The 13,759-nt window shown below is 58.6% G+C and carries 11 protein-coding genes and 2 pseudogenes; 9 read left to right on the top strand and 4 right to left on the bottom strand.

Annotated elements, in window-relative coordinates:
- Positions 1-28 precede the first annotated feature (28 nt).
- The 6 genes from JCM25414_RS25195 to JCM25414_RS19835 are packed head-to-tail and all read left to right on the top strand — an operon-like array spanning position 29 to position 5,499.
- Positions 29-790 (top strand): phytoene desaturase family protein, encoded by a 762-nt coding sequence (locus JCM25414_RS25195; RefSeq protein WP_242403542.1) that lies wholly within the window; start codon positions 29-31, stop codon positions 788-790.
- Positions 787-1,164, top strand: a complete 378-nt coding sequence (locus tag JCM25414_RS25200; protein ID WP_242403543.1) for a phytoene desaturase family protein — start codon at positions 787-789, stop codon at positions 1,162-1,164. The genes JCM25414_RS25195 and JCM25414_RS25200 overlap by 4 nt, the downstream gene beginning before the upstream one ends.
- Positions 1,165-1,190: 26 nt before the next feature.
- A complete protein-coding gene (locus JCM25414_RS25205; RefSeq protein ID WP_242403544.1) occupies positions 1,191-1,628 on the top strand; it encodes a phytoene desaturase family protein in 438 nt (145 codons plus the stop codon).
- Positions 1,629-1,651: 23 nt separating this feature from the next.
- On the top strand, positions 1,652-3,970 hold the full coding sequence (gene crtI / locus JCM25414_RS23400) for a phytoene desaturase family protein (RefSeq protein ID WP_025841800.1): 2,319 nt from the start codon (positions 1,652-1,654) through the stop codon (positions 3,968-3,970).
- Positions 3,957-5,066: a glycosyltransferase gene (locus JCM25414_RS11970; protein ID WP_051535867.1), complete on the top strand. Its 1,110-nt coding sequence runs from the start codon at positions 3,957-3,959 to the stop codon at positions 5,064-5,066. The genes crtI and JCM25414_RS11970 overlap by 14 nt, the downstream gene beginning before the upstream one ends.
- Positions 5,056-5,499: a DUF2141 domain-containing protein gene (locus tag JCM25414_RS19835; protein ID WP_025841802.1), complete on the top strand. Its 444-nt coding sequence runs from the start codon at positions 5,056-5,058 to the stop codon at positions 5,497-5,499. Before JCM25414_RS11970 ends, JCM25414_RS19835 begins: the two co-directional genes overlap by 11 nt.
- A 91-nt stretch (positions 5,500-5,590) precedes the next feature.
- Here the strand turns inward: JCM25414_RS19835 and JCM25414_RS11980 are convergent, their stop codons facing one another.
- A complete protein-coding gene (locus tag JCM25414_RS11980; protein WP_025841803.1) occupies positions 5,591-8,518 on the bottom strand; it encodes a TonB-dependent receptor domain-containing protein in 2,928 nt (975 codons plus the stop codon).
- A 446-nt stretch (positions 8,519-8,964) separates the two neighbouring features.
- Here JCM25414_RS11980 and JCM25414_RS11990 point away from each other — a divergent pair, with 446 nt between their 5' ends.
- Entirely contained in the window at positions 8,965-9,258 is a 294-nt protein-coding gene (locus JCM25414_RS11990) for a superinfection immunity protein (RefSeq protein WP_025841804.1), read from the top strand.
- Positions 9,259-9,298: 40 nt separating this feature from the next.
- Here the strand turns inward: JCM25414_RS11990 and JCM25414_RS22535 are convergent, their stop codons facing one another.
- The 3 genes and pseudogenes from JCM25414_RS22535 to JCM25414_RS12000 all read right to left on the bottom strand — a co-directional run bounded on the left by JCM25414_RS22535 (position 9,299) and on the right by JCM25414_RS12000 (position 11,980).
- Positions 9,299-10,849 carry a heavy metal translocating P-type ATPase gene (locus tag JCM25414_RS22535; RefSeq protein ID WP_369346064.1) on the bottom strand — a complete coding sequence of 517 codons (1,551 nt, stop codon included), beginning with the start codon at positions 10,847-10,849 and terminating at the stop codon, positions 9,299-9,301.
- Positions 10,850-11,339: 490 nt separating this feature from the next.
- Positions 11,340-11,678, bottom strand: a pseudogene (locus tag JCM25414_RS26685) (cation transporter); the annotation flags it as partial.
- A gap of 86 nt (positions 11,679-11,764) precedes the next feature.
- On the bottom strand, positions 11,765-11,980 hold the full coding sequence (locus JCM25414_RS12000) for a heavy-metal-associated domain-containing protein (RefSeq protein WP_025841805.1): 216 nt from the start codon (positions 11,978-11,980) through the stop codon (positions 11,765-11,767).
- 147 nt (positions 11,981-12,127) lie between these two features.
- On the opposite strand from JCM25414_RS12000, the gene JCM25414_RS12005 reads away from it, so the two are divergent.
- Positions 12,128-12,472 carry a hypothetical protein gene (locus JCM25414_RS12005; RefSeq protein ID WP_148301079.1) on the top strand — a complete coding sequence of 115 codons (345 nt, stop codon included), beginning with the start codon at positions 12,128-12,130 and terminating at the stop codon, positions 12,470-12,472.
- Between the two features lie 66 nt (positions 12,473-12,538).
- A pseudogene (locus JCM25414_RS19845) lies at positions 12,539-13,759 on the top strand (copper resistance system multicopper oxidase); the annotation flags it as partial.

The raw sequence follows: 13,759 nt of genomic DNA on the forward strand, positions 1-13,759 counted from the left end.
TTGTCCAACAGGAAGGATCTCCTGCCTTATGGCCCCGCCGCTCCTTCCCAAGCCGTCTCCCGCTACACACAGCGTTGCGTCCAGACAGATTGCAGTCATCGGTGGAGGTCCCGGAGGACTCGCTTCGGCAATGCTGCTGGCGCATGCCGGGGCCGAGGTCACGCTTTACGAGAAAAGCCCCAAGATCGGCGGGCGGTCTTCCTGTCTCGAACTGGATGGGTTCTGTTTTGACACCGGTCCTACCTTCTTTCTCTATCCTGAAATCATTCGCGAGATCTTTTCCAGATGCGGCTTCGCGTTCGACAGCATGGTCGAGCTGACGCGACTCAATCATCTCTACGATCTCGTTTTCGAAAACGGCCCTCGCCTGGCGCTGACAACCGATCCGTCTCGATTAGAGGCGGAAATCGGCAAGATTTCAGAGGCCGACGCCAGGAACGTCAGGCGTTTTCTTGACGATAACAAAGGCAAATTTGCGCGCTTCATCGCCCCGCTTCAGCGCCCGTTCAACTCCTGGCTCGATCTGCTCAAGACGGACATGCTGAAGGCCCTTCCCGTGCTCTCTCCACTGTCGTCCATCGACAAGGATCTTTCGCGGTATTTCAAGGACCCACGCACACGCCTCGCCTTCTCTTTTCAGAGCAAATATCTGGGTATGTCGCCCTATAGATGCCCCTCTCTTTTCACGATCCTGAGCTATATGGAACATGAATTCGGGATCTATCACCCTACCGGCGGTACGGGCGCAGTCATGGCGGCGATGCAAAAGGCTGCCGAGAGCTTGGTGTGACGATCAAGCTTGGCGAGGCCGTCGAAACGATCGAGACGAGAGATGGCAAGGCGGTTGGCATCAAGACAGCCGAAGGGGTGCAACCCGTTGACGCGGTGGTAGTCAATGGCGATTTTGCCCGCACCATCCAGGGCCTGCTTCCCGACGCCTCGCGACGCAAATGGAGCAACGCTAAGCTGGCCAGCAAGAAATATTCCTGCTCGACATTCATGATGTATCTCGGTCTGCGCGGCACCCTGCCCGAGAAAGCGCATCACACGATCTTTCTTTCGAGCGATTATGAGAACAATTTTGCCGAGATCGAAGAAGGCAAACAGATCTCGTCCCATGCCTCGCTTTACGTTCAGAATGCCTGCGTCACAGACCCTGCCTAGCGCCTGAAGGCTGTACGGCACTCTATGTGCTGATGCCTGTCGGCAATCTGCGTGAGGGGGGTCTTGACTGGAGCCAAGAGACGATAGCGAAGGCGCGACAGATCGTTTTCAAGCGTCTTGAGGATGCCGGGTTCGGCGACATCGAAAGCCGGATCATGGTCGAGAAAGTCGTAACGCCACAAGACTGGCAGGAAGAGCACGATGTCCATCGCGGCGCGGTATTCAACCTGGCGCATTCTCTGGGCCAGATGCTGCATCTCAGGCCGCATAATCGTTTCGAGGATGTCGAAGGTGTCTATCTCGCAGGTGGCGGCACTCATCCCGGCAGCGGGTTGCCGGTCATCTTCGAAGGGGCACGCATCAGCGCCGACCTTTTGATCAAGGACCTTGCAAGAAGACCGGCCACCCTACCCGAAATCCCGGCTTCCGGTATTGCCCTGATGCCTGAATGCTCGCGCGGATGAGCGCCGATGCGGAGAACACTGCCATGACGACTTCTTCCGCACCCACCGTGATCATCGGCGCCGGGCTGGGCGGGCTTGCCGCTGCCTGCACACTCAGCGCACGGGGCCATAAGGTTGTGGTCTGTGAGGCCAATGACTGGACGGGAGGCAAGGCCGCAGAATGGCGTCAGGATGGGTTTCGCTTCGATATGGGGCCGACCATTCTTACCCTCCCCTCCGTACTGAAACGGATCTTCGGCGAGAGCGGATTGCGGATGGATGAGCGTCTCGATCTGCATCGTCTCGACCCGCAATGGCGGTGTTTTTTCGATAACGGTCCGCCACTCGATCTCGTCGAGGATATTGCGCTCATGGCGGCAGAGCTCGAGAAACGTCACAAGGGTGACGGCAAGGGCTACGAGGATCTTCTGGCCATGAGCGAGAAGCTGCACGACATATCCCGACGCTTCGTTTTCTGGAAATCGGTCGGCGGCTTGCGAGACACACTTAACATTGGGGAAACAATGTCTCCTGCAACCATGCGCGACGTGCTTGCCTTGCGCATGCATGCCACGCTGGGCTCTGAAATTCGCAAGCGTATCGCCAACCCGCAAGCCGTGCAGGTTTTCGATCATTTCACGCAATATGTCGGCTCCAACCCGCTTCAGGCCCCTGCCGTATTGACGGGTATCGCCCATATGCAGGTGGATGAAGGAATCTGGTATCCGATAGGCGGGACACGCGCGGTACCGCAGGCTCTGAGAAAACTCGCAGAGGAGAATGGCGTCGAGTTCCGCACCAATTGTCGCGTAACGCGCATTCTGCACGACTCCCGCAAGGTGCGTGGCGTCGTCACGGATCAGGGCGACACCCTTGCAGCGTCGGCTGTCATCTCGAACATGGACAGCGTGCGCACGATGCGCGAACTGATCGACCGCAAGGCTGCCCCGCAGGCCTATCGCCGATTCATGAGGCAGTGGAAACATCGTGAACCCGCCTGCTCGGGAGTTGTGCTCTATCTGGGCCTCGATAGGGCTTACGACCATCTCGCGCATCATAATTTTGTCTTCTCCCGCGATGCCGAAGAAGAATTCGAGGCGATCTACAAGCACGGTCGCCCCGCACCCGACCCGACCTGTTATCTTGCCGCACCCGCCCGCACAGAACCCGAGACGGCGCCTCCGGGTGGCGAGGCACTTTATGTTCTGGTGCATACACCCTATCTTCGCCCCGGTCAGAACTGGGCCGAGATGTTCCCCGGTTATCGTCAGATCATTTTCGACAAGCTCAAGAAAGCGGGCGGGATGCCCGATCTCGAATCCCGCATCGTGACCGAACATCATCTGACGCCTATGGATATTCACACGCGGTATTCGCCGCAGGCTGGCGCAATCTACGGTCTTGCCAGCCATGGGCGACTGGCTGGTGGGTTCAAACCGGCCAATCGTTCCCGCGATCTCGCTGGTCTCTATCTGGCCGGCGGCAGCGCCCATCCCGGCCCCGGCATGCCGATGGCGCTCATGTCAGGATGGATCGCCGCCGATTGCTCGATCAGGATCGCCATAAGAGCACGAAGCCAGCCCTTGCCCGTACCGTCTGATCCGGCGCGGGCCTGTGAGCGGTCGCCATTTCTGGCGCATTGGATAGCGCGAGCGCTGCGCCATCGCGTTAAGAAGAGTTTCAACCGGATCCGGGTCAGTGGAGATTTTCCGCAGCTCCACCAGGGACAGGGTGTTATCCTCTATGCCAATCATCCCTCCTGGTGGGACCCGGCCATCTTCTCGGTGATCCAGCAGCACTTCATGCCCGATCGGCCCGGGTTTGGCCCTATCGACGCTCAGGCAGTCAAAAATTATCCCCTCCTTCAGAAGGCCGGGTTTCTCCCACTGGATGCAACGTCTCCGCGCTCCATCCGCCAGCTCCTGGAGGCCTCAAATACCGTCCTGCACGCCGGGGGAGCGTTCTGGGTCACCGCTCAGGGTGCATTTACCGATATGCGCGCGCGACCTTTGACCCTTCAGCCCGGCCTTGCACATATCGTGCGGCGCAACCCACAGGCTCTGGTTGTCCCTGTGGCGCTCGATTACGCTTTCGGCACCGAGAGCAGACCCGACATCGCGATACGGCTCGGGCGACCGGTACAAAACCGCTCGCAAACCAGTCAGGTCTTGATCGCAGACCTTGCCCGAGAACTCGAGACAGTCTGTGACGATCTCGCAAGGCAAGTCATCATGAAACAGGACGATGCGTTCAAGATGCTGCTTGACGGCCAGACGGGGATGGGTGGGCTCTACGGTCCCTTACAGCGTCTCGTCGCGCTGGTGAAGAAACAACGTCATGAGCCCCGCCATGCCCAGAACTGAAGGCAAAGCCCGCCATCGCGCAGAGACGGCAATCACCGCTCTTGCCGTGTTACCCCTCGTACTGGGACTGTTCAACCTGCGTGCTCTATCCCGCGCTCCACGCAAAGCGCCTCTTGGGGAAGAGGGTGTTTCCGTTCTCATCCCGGTCCGCAACGAGGCGGCTCAGATCAGAGAGGCATTGGACTCAGTTCTGGCCAATGGGCCTGAAGTGCGCGAGATCATCGTCCTTGATGACCATTCATCTGACGATACGGTTGCCATAATCCGTGAAGTCCGTGATGAGAGAGTAAGGATCGTTTCCGGCAAGGAACTGCCTCCCGGCTGGTGTGGAAAAACTCATGCCTGCGCCCAGCTTGCTGGCCATGCCCGACATGACTGGTTGCTTTTTCTCGATGCCGATGTCCGTCTCGCGCCTGATGCTGTTTCGCGCCTGATGACCCTGGTTCAGGAACAGAAGACGATCTCCCTCGTCAGCGGCGTACCGCGTCAGGAAACGCATTCGTTTTTCGAGTGGCTGCTTCTGCCATTCATCAACGTTCTGCTATTCGGTTATCTTCCTCTACCGATCGACAAGGGCCGCTCAGCGGGCCTCGCTGCAGCTTGTGGACAGCTCGTCATGGTTAGGGCGCAGGCCTATCGCGATGCCGGGGGGCATGAGGCCATCAGTTCGCGACTGCATGATGGCCTGGCGTTGGCCCGCTCACTTCGTCAGCAAGGCTTTTGCACGAAGCTGATCGATGCGACCGATCTCGCGCAGTGCCGGATGTATCGCAACGCAGGCGAGGTCTATGCCGGGCTAATGAAGAACGCCGTCGAGGGCCTTGCGGGGCCCGTGGCTCTGCCTGTCTGGACCACGCTTCTCGCCGGGGGGCATATCCTGCCCTTCCTTCTGCGCGCCAGCCCCTTGATACGCTTCGCCCGGATGGCGAGCCTCGCCTTGAGGCTGCTCGTGGCTTTACGCTGCCGTCAGGGCCTGCTGACCGTGTTGCTTAGCCCCATTGGAACGTTTCTTCTGCTCTGGATCCAGTTTCATGCGCGTCTGCGCCACGTGACTGGCCGCCCCGTTACCTGGAAAGGACGTCTTTATGAGACATGAGCCCGGTTTCTCTCTCCGCTTGCTGGGTGGCGCAACCCTGGCCCTCATGCTTGCACCACTGCCCGCGATTGCCGGCCCTGTGACGGCCGTCATCGAAAACGTGCCTGACGATAGCGGCACGATCCGCGTTGCGATCTGCACAGAAGACGAGTTTCTCAAGCCAAGCTGTCGCTATCACGCGGAGACGAAAGCCGTCGCGCCGAGAGTCAGTGTTACCTTTGCAGATATTCCTGAGGGTATCTACGCGGTGCAGGCATTTCAGGACCGCAATGCCAACGCCAGGCTCGACAGATCTTTCATTGGCATCCCCAAGGAGCCGATCGGCTTTTCACGCGATCCCAAGGTGAGCTTCGGGCCGCCGGGATTTGACGATTGCGCCGTCAAGCTCTCCCCGGCTGGTGGAGTGCTCTCCCTGACGCTCATCACCCATTAGAGACCATATCGTCGAGCGTTGTGCCGCCCACCATCGGCGGCAAAGCCCTGACCGGTACGCCTCCCCCGGGTCAGGAAACGCGTCTTGCGGTTCAGAACGTCCGGTTGACCTGAAGGAAGACGTAGCGCCCGATCATGGCGCTGGAATAGATGGCATTGGCCGTGTTCGTCGCAGTATCGAAAACAAATGGCGGATTCTTGTCGAGAATGTTGTTTACACCGCCCTCGAAGTTCCACTTGTTCCAACGGTAATTGACCGTCACGTCATGCGTGAAAATTCCAGGTGTACGCCACTGCCCGCCCGTTTTGGGCGTCAGATCCTCCGACATATCGTTCCATACCATCCCGCCCGTGTAATGGAGCATGTAGGTAAAGGTGAAGGCATTATGCTGCCACGACGCGGTCGTGTAGTTGGCGACACGAGGAATACCGTTAGGCATGCCCACCGCTGACGATCCCTGGAAGAACAGACGCCCGGCGTAGTTATACCACGATCCGCCCGGCTCATTCTGCTGAAGATAGGAAACGATTTGCTGAAGGTTGTTCGAGAGCGTCAGCGTGTTCGCATGATTGATGCGGAAGCGATAGTCGAGATCGAAGTCGATGCCCGACGTCTTGAGTCCACCCAGATTGTCGTAGAGCGTGCTGACGTAATTGATCTGCTGGTTCGAAGACCGCACGACATCGGCGCAATATTGCGGAGCTGAACCACTGTAGCAGGAATCAAGGACATATTGCGCGGAGACGGCGCTGATCGCATTCTTGATCGTGTAATGCCAGTATTCAACCGACGCTGACAGATTGGGGATCCAGCGCGGCGTGATGACCGTGCCGACGGTATAGGTACGTCCCGTCTCAGGGCGCAGATTCTTGTTGCCGCCGCTGATGGAAGGCACCTGCCCCGAGTTGGCCACCTCGAACGTGGCTGGGTTGATCCCTTGCTTCATGCAGTTGGCAACTACAGTCGGGCTGGTCGCTCCCGAGCAGGGATCGTTTGCCGCTGCATAGCCCAGCGACTGGCCCTGGTAGAGCTCATAAACGTTAGGCTGGCGATAGGAAGTACCGAGAGTCGCACGGAAGCGGATATCGCGGATCGGCGCCCAGTTGATGCCGACCTTCCAGTTCTGGGTATTGCCGAAGGTGTTGTAATGCGACCAGCGCCCCTGGGCGTCGACGGTCAGATCCTTGGCAAGAAATGCATCGCGCAACAGCGGCAGCTTGGCCTCGCCATAAATCTCGGTCGCGTTGAAGCCACCACCTGTATAGGACTGGGTGTTGCCCGTCGTGTCACCGTTCACGGCAAGCGGATCGGGCGCATAGCTGAGCTGCTCGCTGCGGTGTTCAAGACCGAACGCGAGACCCAGATCGCCACCATGCTGGTAAGGCATCTTGACGACTTTGTCGTTATTCACACGCAGATTGAAATCGCGGATCATGTATTGCGAATGATCGTGCTGGTTGAACTTGGCGTAGGACGCGCCCTGCTGCGACATCGGAGCGAACGGGCTTTGCAGCGTGCATCCGGCGGCAGCCTGACACACCGAAGGATCGTAGACCACGCCGCTGCTGGCATCGGTCGGATCGGTCTGTCGGATGCCGTATTCCTGCAGGATATGGCGATAATTACCCATATTATTGGTGTCATAACGTGCCTGACTTACGCCGTAGCCCATCGAAGCATCGTAATACCAGTTATGGGTAATCAGACCGTTCATGCCACCGGTAATCTGGAGGTTATCGGTCGCATATTCCTGTCGACGGTTCCCAAGATCGGTATAGCGCTTCTGCACGATCGTATCGACGCTGAACGGGTTATAGGGCGCCCCGGCAGGAAGCGTCAGCGGATTGGAAAGCTGCGACGGATAGATCGACCCAGCAACGGGCGATGGCGCCAGTGAGGCGGCCGCCGTCTTATGCGCATATCGGACATTGGCGTAGAGATTGAAGTGGTCGCTGAACTTGTAATGCGCGTCGCCCGAGAGAACAGAGTTCTGCACATAATTCGTCAGGCTCTGGTCATTGCCGTAATTGTAGCGGTTGGCCGCCGTGTATTTCGAGAAGCTTGACCCATCGTTATTCGAAATCAGCCCGGCGCCCGGGCCGCTCAGAACGCGCGTATTGGCTGCGTAGCCCGAGCCGTATATCGGCGGCACGCCGGGATCGTTCGAAGCCTGAACGAGGCGTGACCAGTCACGGTCTCGCTGCATCACCGGCCCCTGAGTGAGGTACTGACCCGAAAGCGTGATGTTGCCCTTGTCGTGATCGAAGTTCCAACCCTTGTAGCCCGAGATCAGACCCGTACGTGAATCGCCCTGATCGGTAATACCGCCACGAATGGTCATGCCACCGGTGGTCAAATCATGACGCAGCTTGATGTTGACGACGCCCGAGACGGCATCGGCGCCGTAAAGCTCCGAGCCGCCGTCTTTCAGGATTTCTACACTCGCGATCTGCTCGATCGGAATGGTATTGAGATCGACACAGGCCGCGCCTGGATCCTGCGCCACACGCTTGCCGTCGATCAGAACCAGAACGCGCTTCGAGCTCAGATTGCGGATATCCGTACAGGAAACACCGCCAAAGCCGTTCGTCTGGGTATTGGATGCGCCGGAATTTCCGATCGAGGGAAGGCGCTGCAGATAATCGCCCAGCGTTGTTGCTGCCGTCTGCTGGATCTGCTTGGCCGTGACGATCTGCACCGGATTGGCGTTCTGATTATTCGAGCTGCGCAGCATCGATCCCGTGACGACGATATTCTCGCTACCGCCATCGGTCATGGCGGTAGAAAGCACGCGCGCGCGACTGGCCGGCTTGGCCGCAGGGGCAGAGGTCGGAATGGCCGCACGGCTGCCATCGGTCGCAACCACACTCTGCTTGACAGCAGGCTTAGCAGTGCTGGCTGCGCGATGTGTCGCATGCTTATGCGTCTGGCTAGCCGCCATCGCTGCAGGAACGCCGCACCATGACGACGTGAGAACGGTGGCACCGAGAACCCTTGCAAGGATCGAATGGCACTTCATGCAGAAAGTCACCCAAGAGAGAGATGAGGAAACAATGTTCCGATACGGTTTCGTTGCAGAAACACGCCATGATTTGCAATGAACCAGGTTACAAATTTGAAAAGAATCGCCACAATGCGACATTCATGTTGTAGAATCGCAACAATAGTTAACGATGCTTACCAAAAATCTAGGCATAAGACAGAAATACGAAAAATCATTGCGGTCGTGTGCTTGTTTTATCCCGACCTTGATAAAGGACTGGAAAGTGCCTCTGTCTGGCAATCGGATCTGCGCTCGAAGACGGGTGAGTGAGGGACGCCCGCGAGATGAATCCTCGGCTCGTCGCTCCGCTGGCTCCCCGAGCTGATCGGCTCGCGCTCCCATGGTTTACTCTCAGGTCCTGTTTCTTTATCGTAACATTAATGGTGACGGATCCAGAAACAGCTCTCGGTTTGCGGTGAATCATGAAGATCTATGCTCTGATCGGCGCCTTTGGCGTAATTGCATACGCCCTGCCAAGTATTATCGCCGTGCTGCTGCGCAGAGCCTATTGGCGTCGATTGTTTCTCTGCAACCTTGTCACAGGATTCACCTGGGCCGGGTGGCTCGGAACGCTGTCATGGGCGCTCACGAACAAACCCTATCCGTTCGATGCGCGAACCACCCCAAAGACGAGGCTCGCAAGCTTTGCTTTTCTTGGTTTTTTCGTGATCGAAATTGGCGCTATGATTTTGCTATTCCACGCGCACCGGTTCTAACGAAGCTCAGGCAGAGAGGCATCTCGCTACATCTGGCATTTTACGCCTTGCGAGAGGCATCGAGCGCCGTGCGTTGCGAGCGCCACCGATTGAGCAAGAGCGAATTTGTCACCACCGACACGGAGCTGAGTGCCATTGCGCCTCCCGCAATCGCGGGGCTGAGAAAGCCGCAGGCCGCCAGAGGAATGGCAGCCAGATTATAGCCGAAAGCAAAGCCGAGATTCTGCTTTATCTTTCTCACCGTTGCTCTTGAGAGCGAGAGTGCATCCTGTATGGCACGCAGATCGGCGGTCATCAGGACCAGATCGGCTGTCTCAAGCGCTGCGGCTGAGCCCGATCCGATAGCGATACTGATATCGGCTGCGGCCAGTGCCGGAGCATCGTTGATACCGTCGCCCGTCATGCCGATTATCTGCCCCGGTCCGCGCAGGGCCTCAATGGCAGAAACCTTGCCTTCCGGCCTGAGTGCCGCAGAGACCTGATCGATACCCACCTCGGACGCAATCGCCTCGGCCATGATCTGGCTGTCTCCCGTCAACATGACGGAGCGGATATTACATGCGTGAAGCCAGCTTATGATCGCAGCGGCTTCCGGACGTATCCGGTCGGTCAGGGTGACTACGCCAAGACAGAGGTCGTTACGCGCGACGAAAGCCTGTGTAGCCGCAGAAACACGCGCACTGATACTCGCAACATCGATCTGTTCCGAACAAAGATATTCTCGCGTACCGATCAGATAGCGCGCCTCTCCCTGCCAGGCTTCCAACCCTTTTCCCGGCACGGCACGGAAGCGCTCGAAAATCATATCATGCGCGACGCCCCTCGCCCTGGCCTCGCCGACGATCGCCCGCCCAAGAGGATGTTCGGAGTTCACCTCAAGGGCGGCAGCAAGCCCGAGAAGGGCATCAGTCGTCATGCCAGCGGCTGGCAAAACATCATGAACGCTGGGTTCTCCCAGCGTTATGGTGCCCGTCTTGTCAAAAGCCAGTACCGTCAGACGGCAGGCTCTCTCCAATGCCTCGGCGTTACGGAAAAGAATTCCAGCCGAGGCCGCTTTTCCGGTACCAACCATAAGAGCTGTGGGGGTCGCAAGACCCAGAGAACAAGGGCAGGCAATGACGAGAACGGAGATGGCAGAGACAAGACTCCAACTTGCACTTCCGGTCACCGCCCAGCCAATGAAAAAGGTCAGCAAAGCAATCGCGATGATCGCGGGCACAAAGACCGCCGACACCCGGTCGGCCAATCGCTGTATCGGCGCTTTGGAGCCCTGGGCCCGGGATACGAGAGCCACGATGCGGGCAAGCGCCGTATCAGCGCCGAGTGACGTTGCGCGCGCGCGCAGGACCCCTGTCGTATTCAGCGTACCTGCATAAATCGTATCGCCGCTTCGACGCAGAACCGGGTTCGCCTCACCTGTCAGCATCGATTCATTGATTTCGGTTTCACCATCGATGACCTCGCCATCGACCGGCACGACCTCGCCGGGACGCAGCAGAAACACGTCCCCCAGCCGCAGGGCGGCGACCGGACAGGTGACAATTCCTTCTCCCTCTACCCGATTTGCGGTTTCGGGTTTGAGAGTGAGCAAAGCCTCCAGCCTGCGGCTGCTCTATGGCGCGCGCGCGCTCGAGCAGCCGCCCGAGGGAGACCAGCAGGATCACGAAAGCACTCGCCTCGAAGTAGACTGGCAAATCAATGGCGAAAACGGTGACGATCAGACTGAACCCGTAGGCAATGCTCGTGCCCAGACAAACCAGCACGTTCATATTGGCAGTGCCCGTGCGCAGAGCATGCCAGGCACTGCGATAGAAATGACGGGCGGAATAGATCTGCACAACCGAAGCGCTGATGACTTGCAGCCAGAGAGGGATCAGGTCGTGCCACCCAAACGCCATGCCGGTCATCTCGGCAAGGAAGGGCAGGCAGAACAATGCCGTAATCAGCACATCGACGAGGGCGCGGCGCTGCTCCGATGCGTCTTTATGGGGCGGCGCCTGCTCCTGCATAGGGGTCGCTGAAAAACCGGCTTTTTCGATCGTCCGTATCAGAGCGGTTTCGTCGGCGGAGCCAACGATGGTCTGTATGTGTGCCTGCTCGGTCGCGAGATTGACCGATGCCGTGACACCGGGAAGGCGATTGAGAATTTTCTCGATGCGCGCCGAGCAGGCCGCGCAGCTCATGCCAGATACAGAGAGCGCTATCTCGCGATGCGCGAGCCCAAACCCGGTTTTTTCGACCAGTTTCTCGATGGCAGAGAGATCAGGCGCGCCCTCCCCGCGCGTGATGACGGCGCGCGAAGAGGCAAAATTGACAGCGGCTTCCAGACCCGCCTGACGGTTGAGCAGTTTTTCGAGCCGCGCCGCGCAGGCAGCACAACTCATACCCGTCACTTCAAGATCGAGAGTCTGGACAGACATGCACTGAAGCCCCGGTTTACGTCAGGCAGGAAGCAAATCTGCATTTCGGGCATGGCGCCCGTATGCAGACCAACAAGAGCGAAGAGTCAGGCTCGAACCACGTCAAAGCCACTTTCCTCGATAACCGTCTCGATAACGCTTTTCGGCACAGGCTGGGCGCCCAGGGTGACGTCAACCATTCCGGTCTCATGACTGGCCCTGACCGCCTCGACACCGGGAACTTCTGTCAGGTTCTTTTCGAGTTTGCTTGAGCACCCGCCGCAGGACATGCCTTCGACCCTGAAATGCAGTGTGTCACTCATGATGTTTTCCTCAGCTTCGCCACCAGAACCTTTAGTTAGGCATCAAACCCGTTGCAATCAACTCGCAGCTCTGAGAGACTGGCGCAGCTCCACTGCGATATGAGGCTTATGCTCCGTCCGCGCCGTCCTTTCTGGATCGTCCTTGTGATGACCTTCTTTCTTGTTCTGCGCGGCGTCACGCCCGTTCAGGCGAGCGAGACTGACTGCGCGCCCATGGTGTCAGTGCTCCAGGCGCAGATGGCCTCGTCGCAGACCGGGTGCAACGCGCATCATGACGCGCCGGTGCCTCATCACGGTCATGGCCATGGTTGTGGGAGCTGCCTCCCCAGCCCCTCCTGTCTTTCCAGCTTCGATGCGCCCGTCAGTGTAGCGCTTTCAACTCCGGGATTGAGCGATGTGGCCCGTTTTGAGGCCGCCCCTCTCCCTGCCCTCGCTGAGCGCAGAACACCACCCGATCTGAGACCGCCGAGAACAGTTTTCCTGACGCTCTGACTCCGTTATGGCCCCGGCGCCGTCGCGCCCTGCCATCTCTTGTCTCGTTCGTTCAGGTCCTGTTTCATGATCACTCGTCCCCGTTCCGGGGCTGGTCTTTCTCGTCGGCATTTTGTCACGGGGCTCACCGGTCTTGGCCTTGCCGCCTGTGCAAAAGCAACCCCCGACGCGCCTCTCTCGGCTGATGGCGAGGCGTCTGCGATACCGCTCTCCTCCGCATCCCGTTATGCACTCACAATCGATACGTCCCCTTGGGCGATAGGCTCACGCGTTGGCCGCAGCTTCACGGTCAATGGCAGCGTGCCAGCGCCCACGCTGCGCTGGCGCGAGGGCGATGAGATGACGCTTGATGTGATCAACCGCCTCAATGAGCCAACGTCGATCCACTGGCATGGCATCAGGCTCCCGGCCAATATGGACGGTGTGCCGGGCGTGAGCTTTGCTGGCGTGCCTGCGAAAGGGCGCTTCACCTATCGATTCCCGGTGAAGCAGTCAGGCACCTATTGGTATCACAGCCATTCAGGCATGCAGGAGGCTCAGGGATTATTCGGTGCGCTGGTGATCGACCCCATGGGGGCGCCTGTCCATCAATACGACCGCGACTATGTGATGGTGCTCTCTGACTGGAGTGACGTCGCACCGCATGACATCATCAGCAATCTGAAACAGCAGGACGATTATTATAATTTCCGCCAGCGTACCGTTGCGTCGCTTTTTCATGAAGCGCGGGAAAACGGGCTGGGCAGCGCCATCGATAATCGCCTGATGTGGTCCCACATGCGCATGGCGGCCACGGACATCGCCGATGTCAGCGGGGTGATCTACACCTATCTGATCAACGGACAATCGCCCGACGCAAACTGGACCGGCGTGTTTGCGCCGGGCGAGCGCATTCGTCTGCGGGTGATCAATGCTTCGGCCATGACGCTGTTCGATTTCCGCATTCCTGGCCTTTCTTTTTCAGTCATCTCCGCCGACGGTCAGGATGTTGAGCCGGTTTCGGTAGAGGAATTCCGCATTGCTCCCGCGGAGACCTATGACGTGATCGTCCAGCCTGAAGACGGGCGCGCCTGGACCATTTTCGTCCAGTCTGAAGATCGCACCGGCTTTGCGCGCGGCACCCTTGCCCCTCGAAAAGGTATGGCGGGCCCGATTCCGCCAATGGACCACGCCCTGTGCGCAGCATGGTGGATATGGGTATGGGTCGTATGGACGCGCATGCTGGCATGAGCGGCATGAGCGGCATGAGCGGCATGAGCGGCATGAGCGGCATGAGCGGCATGAGCG

The sequence above is a fragment of the Asaia platycodi JCM 25414 genome (assembly GCF_000614545.1).
Lineage (GTDB): Bacteria > Pseudomonadota > Alphaproteobacteria > Acetobacterales > Acetobacteraceae > Asaia > Asaia platycodi.

Coding starts and splice junctions, on each gene's coding strand:
- JCM25414_RS11970 (WP_051535867.1), top strand. CDS start 3,957: ATGCCCAGAACTGAAGGCAAAGCCCGCCATCGCGCAGAGACGGCAATC.
- JCM25414_RS11990 (WP_025841804.1), top strand. CDS start 8,965: ATGAAGATCTATGCTCTGATCGGCGCCTTTGGCGTAATTGCATACGCC.
- JCM25414_RS12005 (WP_148301079.1), top strand. CDS start 12,128: ATGACCTTCTTTCTTGTTCTGCGCGGCGTCACGCCCGTTCAGGCGAGC.
- JCM25414_RS25195 (WP_242403542.1), top strand. CDS start 29: ATGGCCCCGCCGCTCCTTCCCAAGCCGTCTCCCGCTACACACAGCGTT.
- JCM25414_RS19835 (WP_025841802.1), top strand. CDS start 5,056: ATGAGACATGAGCCCGGTTTCTCTCTCCGCTTGCTGGGTGGCGCAACC.
- JCM25414_RS11980 (WP_025841803.1), bottom strand. CDS start 8,518: ATGAAGTGCCATTCGATCCTTGCAAGGGTTCTCGGTGCCACCGTTCTC.
- crtI (WP_025841800.1), top strand. CDS start 1,652: ATGACGACTTCTTCCGCACCCACCGTGATCATCGGCGCCGGGCTGGGC.
- JCM25414_RS12000 (WP_025841805.1), bottom strand. CDS start 11,980: ATGAGTGACACACTGCATTTCAGGGTCGAAGGCATGTCCTGCGGCGGG.